Origin of the sequence: Oscillibacter hominis, from assembly GCF_014334055.1 — a bacterium.
GTDB lineage: Bacteria > Bacillota > Clostridia > Oscillospirales > Oscillospiraceae > Oscillibacter > Oscillibacter hominis.
Map to the genome: position 1 here is coordinate 1,094,700 of NZ_CP060490.1, position 17,979 is coordinate 1,112,678.

Sequence of the window (17,979 nt, forward strand, 5' to 3'; positions counted from 1 at the left end):
ATTGGAGAGAACATGAAATACATTTTAGTCATTGGAGACGGCATGGCGGACAACCCGGTGGTGGAGTTGGGCGGAAAAACCCCGCTGGAAACAGCAAAAAAGCCCACCATTGACCGTCTGGCGGCACAGGGGCAGGTGGGACATGTGGTCAACTGCCCGGAGCCGCTGCCAGCTGGAAGCGAGACTGCAATTTTGTCAATTTTTGGATGCGATCCCCTGCGTTATTTCACCGGCCGCTCCCCGATGGAGGCTGCGGCCTCCGGCATTGAACTGCACCCGGGCGACGTGGCGTACCGCTGTAACCTCATCGCCCTGAGCGACGAGGGGGGAGCGCTGGCGCAGCGGCGCATTCTCTCCCACAGCGCGGGAAGCATCGAGGGCGCCGACGCGCTCCGGGTCATGGAGATTCTGGAGGGTGATGAGGCCTTCCGAAAGCTGGAAGAGGAGGCGGGGATGGAGATCCACCGCTTCCCGGCCTTTCGCCAGATCGCCGTGCAGCATGGCGGAGACGTGGAAGGTATCCGCCTGATCCCGCCCCACGACCACTTGGGTGAGGCGGCGGGGCCGCTGCTCCCCTCCGGGAATCAGAACGCGAAAATGCTGTTGGAGCTGGAGGAGGTGGCACATCGGATTTTGGACCGCCATCCCTTCAACGAGAAGCGGCGCAAAGAGGGAAAGCTGCCTGCCAACGGCATCTGGTTCTGGGCAGAGGGCACGGCGGTGGAGCTGCCGGACTTCCAAAAGGCCTATGGCCACTGGGGCGGCGTCATCAGCGCCGTGCCGCTGTGCCATGGCATCGGTGTTCTCAGAGGCCTGCGGCAGATCGAGGTGGAGGGCGCCACAGGGGAGCTCGACACCAATTTTGAGGGAAAGATGCAGGCGGCCTATGACCTTCTCCACACGGAGGCGGATTTTGTCTGCATCCACGTGGAGGCGCCGGACGAGTGCACCCACAACGGAGACCTGAAGGGAAAGCTCCAGGCCATCGAGTGGCTGGATTCCCGGCTGCTGACTCCCTTGCTGAAGCGGCTGGATGGAGAGTCCATGGACTACCGCGTGCTGCTGCTCAGCGACCATAAGACGCTGACCGCCACCCGGGGCCACGCCGGAGGGCCTGTGCCGTTCCTGCTCTACCAAAGCGGGGTGGACAGCGGCCAAGGCGGTGTCTACGATGAAAAGGCCGGCTTGGCGGGACGCTGCGTGAGCGCGGGCTGCGAGCTGCTGGAGTATCTTTTTGGACGCAGGCAGCTGTAACCGCTGCGTTGATATTGTAATGAAAAGGTCAGAAAATAAGGAAAAGGAGACTGTTGAAATGAAGGAAAAGTTTGAGAAGCTGGGGTTCTATCCCGCGGACATCCTGCTGCCCAAGGACGCGGAGATGGAGAAGTGGGCTGTGGTGGCCTGCGACCAGTTTACCTCTCAGCCCGAGTATTGGGAGCGTGTGGAGAAGACGGTGGGAGACGCGCCCTCCACGCTGCGCCTGATCCTGCCCGAGGCCAAATTGAACGACCCCAATGTGGACCAGCACATTGCCGACATCAACGCCGCCATGGCCGACTACCTGAAGCGGGATGTATTCAAAACCCTGACCGACTCTTTGATTTACATTGAGCGCTCCCAGTCCGACGGAAAGATCCGCCACGGCCTCATCGGCATGGTGGATCTGGACCAGTACGACTTCACCCCCGGTTCCGGCGCCCTGATCCGTGCCACCGAAGGCACCGTGCTGGAGCGCATCCCGCCCCGGGTGCGGGTCCGCAAGGATGCTCCCATTGAGCTGCCCCATGTGATGCTGCTCATCGACGACCCGGACAAGACCGTCATCGAGCCGCTGACCGCCGCCGCGGACGGAATGGAGAAGGTCTATGACTTCGAGCTGATGGAAAGCGGCGGACACCTGAAGGGCTACCAGCTCTCCGCCGCCCAGATCGACGCTGTGGCCGCCGCCCTGACCGGCCTTGCCTCCGACGAGGCCATGGAGAAGAAGTACGGCATGAAGGGCGTTGCGCCGCTGCTGTTTGCCGTGGGCGACGGCAACCACTCCCTGGCCACCGCCAAGGCCTGCTATGAAGAGGCCAAGAAGAACACGCCCGAGAGCCAGTGGGCTGAACTGCCCTCCCGCTATGCGCTGGTGGAAGTGGTCAACAACCACGACGACGCCCTCCAGTTTGAGCCCATCCACCGTGTGGTGTTCGGCGTTGACCCGGAAAAGGTCATCGCCGCCTTTAAGGATGCCTATCCCAGCGCCTATGAGGGCCAGGGCGAGGGCCATACCATTGCCTACACCTATGCCGGCCACAGCGGCTGCCTCACGGTGCCCGACCCCAAGGTGCAGCTGGCTGTTGGTACGCTTCAGAGCTTTTTGGACCAGTACCTCAAGGCCAACGGCGGCGAGGTGGACTATATCCACGGCGACGAGGTCACCGACGAACTGGGTTCCAAGCCCGGCAACATCGGCTTTAAGCTCCCCGCCATGGGCAAGGACCAGCTGTTCAAGACTGTGATGGCCGACGGCGTGCTGCCCCGGAAGACCTTCTCCATGGGCCATGCCCAGGATAAGCGCTATTACGTGGAGGCCCGCAAGATCAAGTAACCGAATCAGAAAAGGGGCCGCGGAAAATCCGCGGCCTCTTCTTTTCATTGGCTGCACGTCGTGGTATAATACCCAAATAGCGGCTAATGGAGTTCATGCCTATCCCGAATGGGCCGGAGGCAGCAAGGACGCCTTCCTTTTGGCTGCCCTGCTCCGGCGAACCTGCGCTGCACGGCAGGCCGCGGTGCTCACCGTACAGCCTTCATCGGTCCAAACGGCACGTTTTCCAACCGCCGGACAAATCAGGTGTACTCAACAGATAAGATAGGGGAAATATATGATAACAATGACCTATTCCGCTCCCGCAAAGATCAATCTCTCCCTGGACATCCTCCGCAAGCGGAAGGATGGGTTTCACGACATGCGCATGGTGATGCAGACCATCACCCTCCACGATACGCTGATCCTCCATCCCCACTGCGGGGGCGGCCGCATCACCTTATCCTGCGGCGGCGCGCAGGTGCCCTGTGGGGAGGAGAACCTGGCCTGGAAGGCGGCACAGCTCTTTTTTGAAGAAACGGACACGCCCTGCGACGGCTTGGAGATGGAACTCCGGAAGCGGATCCCGGTCAGCGCCGGGATGGCCGGCGGCAGCGCCGACGCGGCGGTGGTGCTCAAGGCCCTGCGGGGATTGTACCGGCCCAGCCTGCCCCGGGAGGAACTGGAGCGGATCGCGCTGAAGGTGGGCAGCGACGTGCCCTTCTGCGTGCGGGGGGGCACGGTGCTGGCGGAGGGCCGGGGGGAACAGATGACCAGCCTGGCCCGGATGCCACGCTGCCCGGTGGTGCTGTGCAAGCCGGGGTTCGGCATCTCAACGCCGGAACTCTTTGGCCGCGTAACGGTCAGCAGGCTGAAAACCCATCCCGACACCCGGGGGCTGGTGAAGGCCATTGCCTTGGGGGATCTGCGGATGGCTGCCGGAAAGCTTGGCAACGTCTTTGAAGAGGTCCTGCCCCAGGAATATGGGGAGGTGTTCGAGATTCGGGACCGGCTCTTAGGGGCCGGCGCGCTGAACGCGGGCATGACCGGTTCAGGCCCAACCGTGTTCGCCCTTTTTGACGACGAGACCCGGGCAAAGGGCGCCTACGAGGCATTGGCAAAAGACTATTCGGAGACCTATTTGGAAAAAATCTTGTAGTAACTGGTATAAAATGCAAAAATTCCGTCCAGACTCCCAGTACAAATCAATCCTACATAGGAGAAGGACGGAATCTTATGAAAAAAGTAAAAATCCTGGAATGCGCTTTGGCCATTGGCCTGTTTTTTACACTGGTTTGGGGGATGTTTTCCTTACAGGAGCAGCAGCAGCTGGCGGACAAGGTAGTCCGGCTGCATGTGATTGCAAATTCCGACGAGGAAGCGGATCAGGAGCTGAAGCTGAAGGTGCGGGATCAGATCATCGGCCGTGCAACGGAAATTTTGGAGGCCTCCGCCGACCGCAATGACGCCGCCCAGCGGCTCAGCGCGGCGCTCCCGGAGCTCCGGAGCGCCGCGGCGGAAGAGATTGCCGCACAGGGGTATGAGTATGACGTCACCGCCTCTTTGGAGGAGACGGAGTTTCCCACCAAGGAGTACGACGGCTTCACCCTGCCGGCCGGGGAGTACTTGGCGCTTCGGGTGGTCATCGGGGAGGGCCGGGGCCACAACTGGTGGTGCGTGGTGTTTCCGCCCCTCTGCACGGCCAGCACCTCTGACGTGGCCCAGACCGCCATGGCGTCCGGACTGAGCGAGGAGGATGTGGGCCTGATCACGGAGGCGGACAGCGGATACGTGCTGAAGTTCAAGTCGGTGGAGCTGTGGCAGTCCCTGAAAGGTATGTTTTCCTGACAAAATAGCGCGGGCGGGAAGAGATAGAGGGAAGAAATCATGAAAAAGAGAAAACTGGCGGCTGTCCTCTGCCTGGTGGTGCTGGTTTTGAGCGGCTGCGGGCAGTCCCTTCCGGAGGGAATGGACAAAAAGGAAGTGACGGAGGCAGGGGAGCAGGTGGCGGAGCTTTTGGGAACCGGGGAAAGCGACGCGGTCTACGACCTCTTTCGTGATGATGTGGCGCAGCAGCTGAGCCCGGAAGACGTGGCGGCCCTGGTTCCGGAGAGTGCCGGGGCCTGGAAGGAGATTGCGGCCTCGGAGGCCATGGGACGCACGGACGAGGATTCTGGCGAGGAGTATGCCCTGGTGATGGTGATCTGCGAGTTTGAAGAGGGCCGGGTGACCATCAGCGCGGCGTTTGACCGGGAGATGGAACTCATCGGTGTGCAGGTTGGATAAGGAAAAAAAGGAGACGGTATCCGTCTCCTTTTTTGTTTGTTTGCCGCTGCGGGAAAAGAAACAGTCGGCAAGGTTGATTGTCCGCCTGTTCAGCCGCTGCGGCTGAACGCTCAGCGCGTGTCCGCAGGATCAGGCATCTTTCAGCCCGGCAAGATAGGCTTCCATGTCAAAGGGCTGCAGCACGCTGTCCTTTTTGAGGTACAGGGGATGGTGGGGATGGCCGCTTTTTAAGATCGGGCCTGCGCTGAACCAGCGGGCGCCATATGCCCCGCCCAGTTCCGTCAAATCCCGCAGACAGGCATAGAGGTAATCCCGCTTTTCCAATATGGCGCCCCAGGCGGCCCACACGGCGGGGGCGGGGGAGCGGGAAAGGGCATAGCGGAAGGCATTCAAATTCTCCCGATGCAAGTAGGCGTTGCAGCTGCGCTCCATGTCGTTGGGATTGGTGGCCCGCTGGGCATAGACGTTGAACATCAGAAAGCTGTCATAGCCGTTGGACCGTGCCACCCGCTCCACGGATTTGAGGGTGTTGTCCAGGCGGTCCGGTGCGGCGGTGGAGGGGTTGATGCCCACGCAGATCAGCGGGTGCTCCCCTCTGGTGCCCAGCAGGTATCGATACTCCTCATAACAGGGCGGGACATAGAGCCACTTGGCGATGTCGTAGTCCTGCTGCGGCTGTCCGGAGCGCTCCAACGCCTCCTGGAAGGTCAAAAGCTCTAAGTCCTCTGTGGCAGTCTGTGGGATATGCATGGCAGTCTCCTCTCTTGAACCGTTGACCCAATTTTACCACAATTCGACGGCCTTTGCAAAGGCAGTGACAGTATGGTAAAATAGCTTTGAAATGCGTCGTCCGCCGCCGCGGAAAAGAGGAGGAATGCAGGATGCTTCGTATCTGGATCGGCAGGGCAAGAAGTGGAAAGTCGGAGCGGGTGCTTCAAGAGATCGCCGCCCTGGGGGATGAGAGCCGCCAGATTCTGCTGGTGCCGGAGCACGCCTCCCACCAGGCGGAGCTGGACCTGTGCCGCTCCTGCGGAGACACGGCCAGCCGCCACGCCGAAGTGCTCAGCTTCCGGCTGCTGGCCTCCCGGGTGCTGTCCCTCTCAGGCGGCCTTGCCGATGTGGTGCTGGATCAGGGCGGCAAACTGCTGACCATGGAAAAGGCACTGACGGAAACAGCGCCTGTTTTGCAGGTCTATCGCCGACCTTCCCAGCGCTTGGCCTTTTTGGAGAGTCTTCAGGCCTTGGCTGACGAGTTCTACAGCTATGCGGTGACGCCTTCCCATCTGGCCGAACAGGCCGGGGAAATCTCCGGTGCGCCGGGGCAGAAGCTGCGGGACCTGTCGCTGATCTACGCGGCCTACGACGCGAAGCTCCACCGCCCGGGCTTGGACGCCCGGGATCGGATGGCCCGCATGAATGATGCGCTGGCGGAGTCCGGCTATGTGGCGGGCAAGGATATTTTCATCGACGGCTTCACCTATTTCAACGGCCAGGAGGAGCGGGCCCTTGGCGTCATGCTGCTTCAGGCCCGCACCGTCACGGTGACGCTGCTTGGGGACCGTGAAGACCCATCGGGCATTTTCACGGAAAGCCTCCGGACCCGGGAGAGCCTGCTCCGCATGGCCAAAGACGCCGGCGTGGATGTGGAGGTCTTGTGGCTGGACGGCAGGGAGGCCACGGCCCTGGATCATTTGGAGCGTCACTTTTTTGGCAGGATTGTCCCCTGGGAAGGGGACGCGCCCATTCGCCTGTTGGAAGCGGACAGCGTCTTTTCCGAGGTGGAGCAGACCGCCGCCCAGATCCGCCGCCTGGTGGCCGGAGGCGCCTGCCGGTTCCGGGACATCACCGTGGCGGCCCGGAACATGGACGAGTACGAGGCGGTGATCGAGAACGTCTTTGAGCGCTATGAGATTCCAATCTTTCAAAACCGCCGCAGCGACATCTTGCAAAAGCCGGTGCTGACGCTGGTGGTGGGCGTATTGGACGCGCTTTCCGGAAACTTCTCCTATGAGGACATGTTCCGCTTTCTGAAAACCGGCATGGCCGGCATTTCCCTTGCAGAGTGCGACCTGCTGGAAAATTACGTCATCAAATGGGACATCTGCGGCTCCATGTGGCTCCGGGAGGAGGACTGGTCGGCCAATCCGGAGGGCTATGGCGGCCGCTGGGAGGAACCCCAGCAATCGCAGCTCCGGGAGATCAACCGCATCCGCGCATCGGTGCGCGCCCCGCTCTTTGACCTCTATCAAGCGATGAACCAATCGGAACATGCAGAGGGTAAAGTAAAAGCGCTTTATTGCTATCTGGAACGAATCGGCCTACAGAGCGCCATTGAGCAGCGCATCGCCCAATTGCAGGAAAGCGGTCAGCTGCAGTTGGCGGAGGAGTACAGCCAGCTGTGGGAAATCCTGATGTCGGTGCTGGATCAGTTTGTGGAGATAGTAGGCGCTGAGGCCATGGATATGGAGGAATTTGCCAAGCTGATGCGGCTGGTGCTGACCCAGTACAGCGTGGGGAGCATTCCGGTGTCCCTGGATCAGGTGACGGTGAGCGAGATCTCCCGGAACGACCGCCACGCAGTGGGCGTGCTGTTTTTGCTGGGAGCCAACGACCACGTGCTGCCTGCGGTGGACAGCGGAGGGGGCCTTCTCAACGAGGACGACCGGGAGGAACTGGCCATCCGGGGCATCCGGCTCGCGCCCTCGGGCATGGCGCAGTTCTCCGTTGAACTGCAAAACCTCTACGCAGCCCTGGCCCAGCCCACAGAGCGCCTCTTTATCAGCTATCCCATCGCCGACGTCTCCGGCACCCAGTTGAGGCCCTCCTTTGTGATCGGCCGGATTCGGGCGTTATTTCCCGCTGTCATGCTGGAAAAGGAAGGGTCTGAAAAGGAGTATCGCTTAACAGCTCCGATTCCGGCGCTGGAGGCGGCGGGTCAAAACCGGGGCAGTGCCCTGTGGCGCTACTTTGCGGACCGGCCTCAGCTGCGCGCCATGGAGCAGGCCTCCGGCTATCGCAGGGGGCGCCTTTCCGCCGAGGTGGTGCAGACGCTCTACGGCGCCCGGATGAGCATGTCCGCCTCCCGGATGGATAAGCTCCGTTCCTGCCACTTTGCCTACTTCATGCAGTATGGGCTGAAGGCAAAGGAGCGCTCCGCCGCGGAGTTTGACGCGCCGGAGATCGGAACCTTTCTCCACGATGTCCTGGAGCATGTCACCCGGGAGGCCGCCGGGGAGGGCGGCTTTGGAAAAGTCTCCAACCAACAGCTCAGGACGATGATCTCCCGCTGTATCGACGAATACGCCGCCCGGGAGTATGCCAACTTTCAGGACCGCAGCGCCCGGTTCCGGTATCTGTTCCGCCGGCTGAAGCGGACGGTGGTCTCCGTGGTGGAAAATGTGGCGGAGGAGCTCCGCCAGTCGGACTTTGTGCCTCTGGCCTTTGAGCTGGAGTTTTCCTCCCATGGGGACCTGCCGGTCATCGCCATCTCTGAGGCGGACACAGAGCTGTGCCTTATGGGGAAGGTGGACCGGGTGGACGGCTGGCTCCACGACGGCAGGCTCTATCTGCGGGTGGTGGACTATAAAACCGGCAAGAAGAGCTTTGACCTATCGGAAATCCGCCACGGCATCGGCATCCAGATGCTGCTCTACCTGTTTACGCTGCAAAAGGAGGGGGCAACCTATTTTGGACATCCCATTGAACCGGCCGGTGTGCTGTACCTGCCCGCGAGGGACGTGCTGTTGAACCGGGACCGGGATATTTCCCAGGAAAAGCTGGCGGAGGACATCCGTCGGGAGCTTAGGCGGCAGGGGATGATTCTGGGCGCGCCGGAGGTGCTCACCGCCATGGAGCACGACGCGTTGACATCGCCCCACTATCTGCCCATTGCCGTGGGCCGGGACGGCGGGGTGAAGGAGGCCATCCCCGGGGCGCTTGCCTCGGCGGAGGAAATCGGAAAACTTGGAACTTACGTGGAAAAGCTGCTGCACCAGATCACCCGGGAGCTTCGGGACGGCGTCATCGACGCGGATCCCTGCTGCCACAGCGAAGAGGATGCCTACTGCCAGTTCTGCGAGTATGCCTCGGCCTGCCACTTTGAGGACGGCCGTGGAAGCGATCATTTGACCTATCTCCGTCCGGTGGACCCGACGGAGTTCTGGAGACAGGTGGGGGGAGGTGGCACGAATGGCTGATATCCGGTTGACCGCGGATCAGGCGGCGGCGGTGGAAAACCGGGGCGGGGCGCTGTTAGTGTCCGCCGCCGCCGGCTCCGGCAAGACCAAGGTGCTGGTGGAGCGGCTCTTCCGCTATGTCACGGACGAGCACTGCAATGTGGATGACTTCCTGATCATCACCTATACCCGGGCCGCGGCGGCGGAACTGCGTGGAAAGATCGCGGAGGAGTTGAACCGCCGCCTGGCGGAATCGCCTGAGGACGCCCATCTCCAGCGGCAGATGCTGCGGGTCTACCAGGCGGACATCAAGACGGTGGACGCCTTCTGTACCGCGCTGCTGCGGGAAAACGCCCACCTCCTTGCCGAGGAGGGGCAAAAGCGCTGTTTGACGCCGGATTTCCGGGTATTGGACGAAAACGAGGCTGCCTTGGTTCGCCAGCGGGTGCTGAGCCAGGTGCTGGAGCGGTTCTACGGCGGCCTGGACGGAGCGGGAGAGCTGTTGGCGGACACCCTGGGCGCCGGACGGGACGACCACAACCTGGAGGAGCTGGTGGCCACACTGTATGCCAAGCTCCAGAGCCACGCCTATCCAGAAGCCTGGCTGCAGGAGCAGGAGGCCTTTTGGAAAGACCCGGGTGAGGACATCGGCGCCACCCCCTACGCCGGAGAGCTCCTCTCCGGCGTGGCCGGCAAGGCCGCCTACTGGCAGCAGATGCTGACGGGCATGCTTGCGAGGATGGGCGGGGTTCCGGCGGTGGAGAAGGGCTATGGCCCCGGCTTCTCCGCGGCTGCCGACGCCCTTGGGAGCCTTGCCCGGGCGGCGGAGCGCTCGTGGGCGGAGGCTGCGGCCGCGCCTCTGGAGTTTCCGCGCCTTGGGAGCGTCAAGGCCGCCGAGGGCGGCGCTTTGAAGGATCAGGCGAAAACCCTCTGGGACACCTGCAAAAAGGAGATGGCCAAGGCGGTCAAGGTGCTTCGGGTCAGCGACGAGGAGGCCATGGAGGACCTGCGGGCCGTTGCGCCGGCCATGCTGGCGCTGCTCTCGCTGACATCTTCCTTTTCCAAAGCCTATCAGCAGGAAAAGCTGCGCATCAACGCCACGGACTTTTCCGACCAAGAGCACTTGGCCTTGAAACTCTTAGTAAAACCGGAGGGCGGCCCCACGGAGTTGGGAGAGCAGGTGGCGGGGCGCTATCGGGAGATCATGGTGGATGAGTACCAGGATACGAACGAGGTGCAGAACTGCATCTTTGCCGCTGTGTCGAAATCGGGGGAAAACCTCTTCACCGTGGGCGACGTGAAGCAGAGCATCTACCGCTTCCGGCTGGCAGACCCCACGATCTTCCTGCGGAACTATCAGACCTACCTTCCGGCGGATCAGGCGGAGGAGGGGCAGGAGCGCAAAATCCTCCTGTCCCAGAACTTCCGCTCCCGCAGTGAGGTGCTGGACGGCTCCAACTTCATCTTTGGGAACATCATGTCCCCCCAGATGGGGGAGATGGCCTATGGGGCGGAGGAAGCCCTCAATTTCGGGGCGGAGTACTACCTGCCCAGGACGGACTGCGCCGTGGAATTCCATCTGGTGGATGTGGCCATGAACCGGGGAGTCGAGCGGCCCTTCAAACGGGTGACGGCGGAGGCCCGGGCGATTGCCCGGCGGATTCGCCGCCTTTTGGAGGAACGGTTCCCGGTCCAGGAGGGGGACGCCCTGCGCCCCTGCCGCATGGAGGACATCGTGGTGCTGATGCGCTCACCGGCCGGCCGGGCCTTTGAGCTTGGCCGCGCCCTGGAAGAGCAGGGTATCCCCTGCAGCGCCGACACCACGGGAGACTTTTTTGCCACCATGGAGGTGGCGGTGATCTACAATCTCCTTCAGATCGTGGACAATCCCCGCCAGGACGTGCCCCTCATCTCCGTGCTGCGATCACCGCTCGCCGGCTTTACGCCGGACCGGCTGGCCCAGGTCCGCGCCGGCACTCCCCAGGGGGATTTTTACGATGCCCTCTGCGCCGACGGGGGAGAGGACTGCGCTGCCTTCCTGGCGGAGCTTGATAAGCTGCGCCGCTCGGCCCAGGACATGAGCCTCCACCGGCTCCTCTGGCACATCTACAATCAGTACAACGCCCTGGGCATTTTCGGCGCCATGGAGGGTGGGGAGGAGCGGAAAGAGAACCTGATCATCCTCTTTGAACACGCCCGCCGGTTTGAGTCCTCCGGCTATCGGGGCGTATTTGCCTTTGTGACCCAGCTGCGCCGGCTCCTGGAGGCGGGAAAGGAACCGGAGACCCATGGGAAAACCGGCTCGGGCGGCATTCAGCTGATGAGCATCCACAAGTCCAAGGGCCTGGAGTTCCCCATCGTCCTGCTGGCGGACCTTTCACGCCCCTTCAGCAGGATGGATTACCAGACGCCTGTGCTGGTCCATCCCCGGCTTGGCCTTGGCCCGATCCGGGTGGATTTGGAACGGCGGATCAAATATCCCACCATTGCCCGCCAGGCGCTGGAATCGGTGCTGCGGCGGGAGAGCAAGTCGGAGGAGATGCGGATTCTCTACGTGGCCATGACACGTGCCAAGGAGAAGCTGATCCTGGTGTACAGCCGCTACGGCGCGGAAAAACACATATCGTCCCTTGTGCCTCTTTGTTCCTGCCCGGCAAGGCCTGAGGCGGTGGAATCCTGCGAGTGCATGGGGGATTGGCTGCTGCTGCCGCTGCTGTGCCGTCCGGAGGCCGAGCCGCTGCGCTGCGGTGCCGAGGTGCCCCTGACGGCGGGCGGCGGCGCTCCCTGGGAAGTGTTCTTAGCGCAGGGGGAGGAGTACCGGGAAAACTCTGGGACGGCCCTGCCGGCCGCACAGGAGGATCGAAAAGAGCTGGACTTTGACCCGGCGCTTTTGGAATTTGAGTACCCCTATGCAAGGGAAGTGACGCTGCCCGCCAAGCTCACCGCCACCCAGCTCAAGGGAAGGGAGGCGGACAGCGAAATCTCCGAGCACGCGGCCCTCCCACCCCGCATCCGCCCCCTGGCGCGGCCCAGGTTCATGGCCGGGGAGTTGACCGCCGCCCAGCGCGGCACCGCCACTCACCTGGTGCTGCAATATCTAAACTTTGAGGACAGGGATGTGGCAAGTCAGGTGGAGCGCCTGGTCCAGCGCCGTCTGCTCACCAAAGAGCAGGCCGCGGAGGTGGATTTAGAGGATCTTAAGCGGTTTTTGGACACGCCTCTTGCCCAGCGGATCCGCTCTTCCCCGCGGGTGCTGCGGGAGTACCGCTTTACCCTTCTGGTGGATGCCCGCCGGTATGGGGCCCTTTCCGACGACCGGATCCTGCTCCAGGGCGTGGTGGACTGCTGCTTTGAGGAGCAGGGGAAGCTGTATGTGGTGGATTTTAAGACGGATCACGTCTTTGGCGAAAGGCTCATGGAGCGGTCAGGGCAGTACCGGCCCCAGCTGGAGGCTTACAGCGAGGCGCTGGAGCGGGTGTTGGGGCAGCCGGTGGGCGGAAAATTCCTCTATTTCCTGCCAGCCGGAAGGGAAGTGCCGCTGTAGTGCCGGAAAGGCCGTGACGGCCCTTTGGCCCTGCGGCGACGGATTGTGCAGAAAAAAATGAAAAAAGCTTGCAATTCAACTTGTTCGGTGTTATACTGAAAAACGCCTTTATGGAAAGATACTGACTATGAAAGAGGTGAACGAGAGCAATGAAGGAAGGAATCCATCCCAATTATCAGCAGACTACGATTACATGCGCCTGCGGTAATGTGATTGAGACAGGTTCTACTAAGAAGGATATCAAGGTAGAAGTCTGCTCTAAGTGTCACCCCTTCTTTACTGGTAAGCAGAAGCTGGTGGACACCGGCGGACGCGTCGCCAAGTTCAACAAGAAGTTCGGCCTGGACAAGTGATCACAAAACCCGTATCCGCTTTGGATACGGGTTTTACTTTTTCTATCTTTGCGCATATAATAACTGATGTGCTCCGCCTAAAGCGCGGAACTGTTCTTAAAAGGGAGTGGAAGCATGCCATTGCACAAAGTGGAGCTGAATGAGGTTTCACCAAAGGTATTGGAGGTATTCGGCACACAGAACGCGCTGCTGAGCGCCGGCGGAAAGGACGGATGCAACACCATGACCATCGGCTGGTGCGGCTTGGGGCGGCTTTGGAACCTGCCCGCCTGCACAGTCTATGTCCGTCCGGAGCGCTATACGTTTGAGTTTATGGAGCGGCAGGAGTATTTCACCGTCTCCGTATTTGATATGAGCCACAAGAAGCTGATGGGTTATTGCGGCTCAAAAAGCGGCCGGGACACGGACAAGGTGAAAGAGTGCGGCCTCACCGTGCGCTATGGAGCGGGCGACGCGCCGTTTTTTGACGAGGCGGAGCTGGTCCTGGTGTGCAGGAAGATGTACGCCCAAGACCTGGAACCCTCCTGCGTCCTTGATGAGAGGATCAACCGCTTTTACCAGGGCGAGGGCTGGCACCGCCTCTATGTGGGCCAGGTGATGGAGGCGTACCAGCGCTGAACATCCAGATGGAGTAATCAAAGGAGTATACATGGAACAAACACAAGAGAAACGGGATTTGGTGGTGCTGGTGGGCTTGAACTCACCGGTCCTTGGACGGGACGGCACCGCCGACGATTCCAGCATGGAGGAGCTGTCCGCCCTGGTGGAAACCGCCGGTGGTGAGGTGACGGCCATCCTCCTTCAGAACCGGGACAAACCGGACCCCCGCACTTTCATCGGGGAGGGGAAAGTGGCGGAGGTACAGCTCTACGTGGAGAACACAGAAGCCACCATGGTGATTTTTGACAACGATCTGTCCCCTTCACAAATGCGTGTGCTAACGGGGCTCCTTGGCGTTCAGGTGCTGGACCGCTGCGGCCTGATTCTGGATATCTTTGCCCAGCGGGCCAAGACCAGGGAGGGCCGCCTTCAGGTGGAGTTGGCCCAGTATCAGTACCTGCTGCCCCGGCTGGTGGGCATGTGGACCCATCTGGAGCGTCAGGCTGGCACCAGCGGCAAAGGCCCCATCGGCTCCCGCGGCCCCGGTGAAACCCAGCTGGAGACCGACCGCCGGCACATCCACCGCAAGATCGCCAAACTGCGGGAGGATCTGGAGGAAGTGCGCCGTGTCCGGGGCACCCAGCGGGACCGCCGGCAGAAAAATGAGATTCCCGTGGTGGCCATAGTGGGCTATACCAACGCCGGTAAATCCACGCTGCTCAACCAGCTGACCGGCGCCGCCATTCCGGCCAACAACCGGCTTTTTGACACGTTGGAAACCACCAGCCGCCTGCTGAGCGTCAGCGACACGCTGGACGTGGTGGTCTCCGACACCGTGGGGTTCATCCGCAAGCTGCCCCACCAGCTGGTGGAAGCCTTCAAGGCCACGCTGGAGGAACTGGAGTACGCGGATTTGCTGCTCCATGTCATCGACGTGTCCAGCCCTGAGTGGCAGCAGCAGACCCAGGTGGTGGAGGCTCTCATTCACGAGCTGGGGGCGGACCAGCTGCCCAGGATCAACGTATTCAACAAATCCGACCTGGTTGGGGGAGACATCCTGCCCCATGGAGAGGACATCGTTTCCGTCTCCGCGAAAACAGGGCAGGGGATCGGCGATCTGTTAGCCATGATCGGCAAACGGCTGGACAAGGGCAGCCGACGGGTGACGCTGCACCTGCCCTACGATAAGGGCGGGCTCCTGGACGCGCTGTACCGGGAGGCAAAAGTGGAACAGGTGGACTACAGCGACACCATTGATGTGACGGCGGTCTGCACGCCGAAAACGCTGGGGCAGGTGAGCCAATGGATCGAATCGAAACCGCAAGAATGATCCTGCGTCCCTTCCGGGAGACGGACGCCGCAGATGTATACGACTATGCAAAGGACCCCCGGGTGGGGCCGGCGGCTGGCTGGCCGCCCCACAGGGGTGAGGCGGAGAGTCTGGAGATCATCCGCACGGTGTTTGCCGCGCCCGGCGTGGCCGCCATTGAGCTGAAGGGAACGGGGCGGGTCATCGGCTCCGTCGGCTTCACGGACATCCATTACGGCGTGTTGGAACAGCCGGACGACGAGATCGGCTACGCCCTGCACCCGGAGTATTGGGGACGCGGGCTGATTCCGGAAGCGGTCCGCGCTATACTGGAGTACGGCTTTACAGCAATGGGGCTTCAGACCATCTGGTGCTGTCACTATCAGGAGAATCTAAAGTCCCAGCGGGTGATTGAAAAGTGCGGCTTTCGCTACCGTTACTGCGCCCAGGCCAATGTGGAACTGCTGCATGAGAAGCGGATGTGCCTGCACTATGCGCTGACAAAGGAGGAGTGGAAACGTGGAATCCTATCTGGTGCCCTTTGAGACGGCGGAGAGTGAATTCGTGGAAAAGCGTTCCCGCTTCATCGGCAAGGTCTGGCGGGTGGAGTCCGAGGAGGAGGCCCGCGCCAGGATTGAAGAGACAAAAAAACATCATTATGATGCCCGTCACAACTGCTGGTGCTACCTGCTGCGGGATCGAAACGTGCTGCGCTACAGCGACGACGGAGAGCCCCAGGGCACGGCGGGGCAGCCCATGCTGAACGTGTTCCAGCGCGAGGGCGTTTACAATGCATGCTGCGTGGTGACCCGCTATTTCGGCGGCGTGCTCCTGGGCGCCGGGGGTCTGACCCGGGCCTATGCCAAAGGGGCGAAGGACGCGCTGAATGCAGCCGGCGTCTGCCGGATGAGCCTTTGGACCCAGTGGGAGATTCCCTGCAGCTACCCGCTTTTTGAGCAGGTGAAAATAGAGATGGAAGGGGCGTCCGGCCATCTGATGGATGCGGAATACGGTGCAGAAATCCTGATCCACGGCGCTTTTCCCGACGGAATGGCCGGGCGGTTCCAGGACCGGCTGACCGAACTCTCCGCCGGGCAGCTCACCATGCGCCCTCTGGGGCAGGTCTTCCAGCCCGGTCCCCGGGAAGAAGCAAAATAACAATACATCGATCCGGCAGCCTGCGCTGCCGGATTTTCATATAGTTCAGGCTGTGGAGTCTGCCGGACGGTTATCAAGCCATTGACAAATGAATCGCGTTGTAGTAAGTTAGTTAAGCTGATTTAATTAAAATCAATAAAGTATTGTAGATTGGGAGTTGGAAATATGACCGGTTTGGCCCGGAGTGTAGATGAATTCTACTACCATATGGCCCTTTATGAGCTGCGGATGATGAACGGAGCGGACTTTTTCAATGGGCTTTCCTACAACAGCCTCCTGTACCTCAACGTGATCTGGATGACAGAAGAATGCACGGTGAGCAAAATCGCGGATACGCTGGGGGTGACAAAGCCGGCCGTCACCTTGAAGATCAACGAACTGGCGCGGACGGAGGCCATTGTAAAAACCCGGAGCGAAAAGGACAGAAGGGTATATTACATCAGGCTGAGCCCCCGGATGGAGGCGCTTTTTGCCAACTATGACCGAGTGTTTGACCACATTGAGACGGCATTGAAAAATCAGTACGCGGAAGAGCAGCTTTCGCTGTTTGAAGAGATTCTGCGTACCATTTCGGAAATTGAATGGAGCAAAGATTCAAATGAACAATGAGCTGGGGCGGGAGATTACGCTCCCCTCCATTTTAAAATTCACCTTCCCCTCCATCCTGACCATGGTGGTGATGTCTCTCTATACGGTGGTGGACGGCACCTTTGTCTCACGCTTGGTGGGAACCAACGCGTTCTCTGCGGTAAATATCGTCTACCCGCTTTTGAGCGTCACCATCGGCCTGGGCACCATGTTTGGGACCGGGCTGACGGCCGTCGTCTCCCGAAAATTAGGGGAGGGGAAAGAGGAGGAGGCGCGGCAGGACCTGACCTTCGTCCTTCTGACCACAATCCTCCTTGGCGTGGCGGTGACGCTGGTATGCTTTTTCTGTTTGGAGGACATCATCCGGGCGCTGGGCGCCAATGACGAGATTTTCCAGGATTGCCGGGACTATGCCTTTCCGCTGGTCTTTTTCTTTGGGGCCAATATTTTGCAGCTTCAGTTTCAGACCCTCTATGTGGCCTGCGGAAAGCCCTACATCGGCCTTGCGACCACTGTGCTGGGCGGGCTTGCCAATGTGGCGCTGGACTATCTCTTCATCGCCAGGTTCCATATGGGAGTCGCCGGAGCCGCCATTGCAACGGGCATCGGGTACGCCTTACCGACGGTGTACGGCCTGGCGTATTTTGCCTGCAACCGCAAGGGGGCGCTCTACTTTGTCAAACCCAAGGCGGATTTCCGCCTTCTGCTCCATACCATGGTCAACGGCTCCTCGGAGATGGTCAATAATCTCTCCACCAGCGTCACCACATTTTTGTTCAACATCATCATGATGCGGATGTTGGGGCAGGACGGCGTGGCGGCAGTCTCCATTTTGCTTTATCTGGACTTTGTGCTCATTGCCATTGCCCTGGGGTATTCCCTTGGCGTGGCACCTCTGTTTTCTTATAATTACGGCAGCGGGGAGGAAGAGAAGCTGAAGCGCCTCTTCCGGATGAGCACCCGGTTCTCCTTTGCAGTGGGAGCAGTGATGTCCGCCGGCACATTCCTGTTCGCAAAACACCTGGCGGGGATTTTTACCCATCAGGGGACGCCGGTCTATGAGTTGGCGGTATCCGGCCTGGGAATTTACGCGCTGAGCTATCTCTTCAAAGGCTATAATGTCTTTGCGTCCGCCCTGTTTACAGCGTTTGGCGACGGGAGGACCTCCGCAATATTATCCTTTCTTCGTACGTTTGTTTTTTTGAGCGCATCGCTTCTGGGGCTCTCATCCCTTTTCGGCGTGGAGGGCGTCTGGTTTGCCACGCCGGTGGCGGAGCTTTTGTCGTTGGCCCTGTCCCTCTTTTATCTCATTCGCTGCCGCCGGCGCTATGGCTACTGGAAGTAAGCGGGAACAAATAAAGCGGCGGGAATCTCCCGCCGCTTTTCCTATCCTG

At 60.7% G+C, this 17,979-nt stretch carries 15 protein-coding genes; 14 read left to right on the plus strand and 1 reads right to left on the minus strand.

Features of this window, described 5'->3' with window-relative positions; all coding sequences use genetic code 11:
- Positions 1 to 12: 12 nt before the first annotated feature.
- The 5 genes from apgM to H8790_RS05530 all read left to right on the plus strand — a co-directional run bounded on the left by apgM (position 13) and on the right by H8790_RS05530 (position 4,858).
- Positions 13 to 1,254: a 2,3-bisphosphoglycerate-independent phosphoglycerate mutase gene (gene apgM, locus H8790_RS05510; RefSeq protein ID WP_187333892.1), complete on the plus strand. Its 1,242-nt coding sequence runs from the start codon at positions 13 to 15 to the stop codon at positions 1,252 to 1,254.
- A 58-nt stretch (positions 1,255 to 1,312) separates the two neighbouring features.
- Positions 1,313 to 2,593 carry a DUF1015 domain-containing protein gene (locus H8790_RS05515; protein ID WP_187333893.1) on the plus strand — a complete coding sequence of 427 codons (1,281 nt, stop codon included), beginning with the start codon at positions 1,313 to 1,315 and terminating at the stop codon, positions 2,591 to 2,593.
- A gap of 277 nt (positions 2,594 to 2,870) precedes the next feature.
- Positions 2,871 to 3,731 carry a 4-(cytidine 5'-diphospho)-2-C-methyl-D-erythritol kinase gene (gene ispE / locus H8790_RS05520; RefSeq protein WP_187333894.1) on the plus strand — a complete coding sequence of 287 codons (861 nt, stop codon included), beginning with the start codon at positions 2,871 to 2,873 and terminating at the stop codon, positions 3,729 to 3,731.
- Positions 3,732 to 3,808: 77 nt separating this feature from the next.
- Complete coding sequence (spoIIR, locus tag H8790_RS05525) at positions 3,809 to 4,420, plus strand: stage II sporulation protein R (RefSeq protein ID WP_187333895.1); 612 nt, start codon at positions 3,809 to 3,811, stop codon at positions 4,418 to 4,420.
- Between the two features lie 39 nt (positions 4,421 to 4,459).
- Entirely contained in the window at positions 4,460 to 4,858 is a 399-nt protein-coding gene (locus H8790_RS05530; protein ID WP_187333896.1) for a DUF3887 domain-containing protein, read from the plus strand.
- Positions 4,859 to 4,987: 129 nt separating this feature from the next.
- On the opposite strand, the gene H8790_RS05535 is transcribed toward H8790_RS05530, so the two are convergent.
- The gene (locus tag H8790_RS05535; RefSeq protein ID WP_187333897.1) at positions 4,988 to 5,608 is read right to left on the minus strand and encodes a DUF1643 domain-containing protein; all 621 of its coding nucleotides are present in this window, start codon (positions 5,606 to 5,608) and stop codon (positions 4,988 to 4,990) included.
- Positions 5,609 to 5,739: 131 nt separating this feature from the next.
- Between H8790_RS05535 and H8790_RS05540 the strand changes: the two genes are divergently transcribed.
- The 9 genes from H8790_RS05540 to H8790_RS05580 all read left to right on the plus strand — a co-directional run bounded on the left by H8790_RS05540 (position 5,740) and on the right by H8790_RS05580 (position 17,930).
- Entirely contained in the window at positions 5,740 to 9,054 is a 3,315-nt protein-coding gene (locus H8790_RS05540) for a PD-(D/E)XK nuclease family protein (protein ID WP_187333898.1), read from the plus strand.
- Positions 9,047 to 12,577: a helicase-exonuclease AddAB subunit AddA gene (gene addA / locus H8790_RS05545; protein WP_187333899.1), complete on the plus strand. Its 3,531-nt coding sequence runs from the start codon at positions 9,047 to 9,049 to the stop codon at positions 12,575 to 12,577. Before H8790_RS05540 ends, addA begins: the two co-directional genes overlap by 8 nt.
- A gap of 149 nt (positions 12,578 to 12,726) precedes the next feature.
- Entirely contained in the window at positions 12,727 to 12,930 is a 204-nt protein-coding gene (rpmE, locus tag H8790_RS05550) for a 50S ribosomal protein L31 (RefSeq protein ID WP_021748737.1), read from the plus strand.
- 114 nt (positions 12,931 to 13,044) lie between these two features.
- Positions 13,045 to 13,548: a flavin reductase family protein gene (locus H8790_RS05555; RefSeq protein ID WP_187333900.1), complete on the plus strand. Its 504-nt coding sequence runs from the start codon at positions 13,045 to 13,047 to the stop codon at positions 13,546 to 13,548.
- Positions 13,549 to 13,579: 31 nt separating this feature from the next.
- On the plus strand, positions 13,580 to 14,860 hold the full coding sequence (hflX, locus tag H8790_RS05560) for a GTPase HflX (RefSeq protein WP_187333901.1): 1,281 nt from the start codon (positions 13,580 to 13,582) through the stop codon (positions 14,858 to 14,860).
- The gene (locus H8790_RS05565) at positions 14,833 to 15,384 is read left to right on the plus strand and encodes a GNAT family N-acetyltransferase (RefSeq protein WP_187333902.1); all 552 of its coding nucleotides are present in this window, start codon (positions 14,833 to 14,835) and stop codon (positions 15,382 to 15,384) included. The genes hflX and H8790_RS05565 overlap by 28 nt, the downstream gene beginning before the upstream one ends.
- Positions 15,359 to 15,997, plus strand: a complete 639-nt coding sequence (locus H8790_RS05570) for a YigZ family protein (RefSeq protein WP_187333903.1) — start codon at positions 15,359 to 15,361, stop codon at positions 15,995 to 15,997. The genes H8790_RS05565 and H8790_RS05570 overlap by 26 nt, the downstream gene beginning before the upstream one ends.
- Positions 15,998 to 16,162: 165 nt before the next feature.
- Positions 16,163 to 16,606 carry a MarR family winged helix-turn-helix transcriptional regulator gene (locus H8790_RS05575; RefSeq protein ID WP_187333904.1) on the plus strand — a complete coding sequence of 148 codons (444 nt, stop codon included), beginning with the start codon at positions 16,163 to 16,165 and terminating at the stop codon, positions 16,604 to 16,606.
- On the plus strand, positions 16,596 to 17,930 hold the full coding sequence (locus H8790_RS05580; protein WP_187333905.1) for an MATE family efflux transporter: 1,335 nt from the start codon (positions 16,596 to 16,598) through the stop codon (positions 17,928 to 17,930). Before H8790_RS05575 ends, H8790_RS05580 begins: the two co-directional genes overlap by 11 nt.
- The last annotated feature ends 49 nt before the right edge of the window (positions 17,931 to 17,979 follow it).

What these genes read in the sequence shown, in the direction of transcription:
- H8790_RS05530 (WP_187333896.1), top strand. Translation starts at nt 4,460, where the DNA reads ATGAAAAAGAGAAAACTGGCGGCTGTCCTCTGCCTGGTGGTGCTGGTT.
- ispE (WP_187333894.1), top strand. Translation starts at nt 2,871, where the DNA reads ATGATAACAATGACCTATTCCGCTCCCGCAAAGATCAATCTCTCCCTG.
- H8790_RS05535 (WP_187333897.1), bottom strand. Translation starts at nt 5,608, where the DNA reads ATGCATATCCCACAGACTGCCACAGAGGACTTAGAGCTTTTGACCTTC.
- H8790_RS05580 (WP_187333905.1), top strand. Translation starts at nt 16,596, where the DNA reads ATGAACAATGAGCTGGGGCGGGAGATTACGCTCCCCTCCATTTTAAAA.
- H8790_RS05515 (WP_187333893.1), top strand. Translation starts at nt 1,313, where the DNA reads ATGAAGGAAAAGTTTGAGAAGCTGGGGTTCTATCCCGCGGACATCCTG.
- apgM (WP_187333892.1), top strand. Translation starts at nt 13, where the DNA reads ATGAAATACATTTTAGTCATTGGAGACGGCATGGCGGACAACCCGGTG.
- H8790_RS05575 (WP_187333904.1), top strand. Translation starts at nt 16,163, where the DNA reads ATGACCGGTTTGGCCCGGAGTGTAGATGAATTCTACTACCATATGGCC.
- spoIIR (WP_187333895.1), top strand. Translation starts at nt 3,809, where the DNA reads ATGAAAAAAGTAAAAATCCTGGAATGCGCTTTGGCCATTGGCCTGTTT.
- rpmE (WP_021748737.1), top strand. Translation starts at nt 12,727, where the DNA reads ATGAAGGAAGGAATCCATCCCAATTATCAGCAGACTACGATTACATGC.
- H8790_RS05565 (WP_187333902.1), top strand. Translation starts at nt 14,833, where the DNA reads ATGGATCGAATCGAAACCGCAAGAATGATCCTGCGTCCCTTCCGGGAG.
- addA (WP_187333899.1), top strand. Translation starts at nt 9,047, where the DNA reads ATGGCTGATATCCGGTTGACCGCGGATCAGGCGGCGGCGGTGGAAAAC.
- H8790_RS05555 (WP_187333900.1), top strand. Translation starts at nt 13,045, where the DNA reads ATGCCATTGCACAAAGTGGAGCTGAATGAGGTTTCACCAAAGGTATTG.
- H8790_RS05540 (WP_187333898.1), top strand. Translation starts at nt 5,740, where the DNA reads ATGCTTCGTATCTGGATCGGCAGGGCAAGAAGTGGAAAGTCGGAGCGG.
- hflX (WP_187333901.1), top strand. Translation starts at nt 13,580, where the DNA reads ATGGAACAAACACAAGAGAAACGGGATTTGGTGGTGCTGGTGGGCTTG.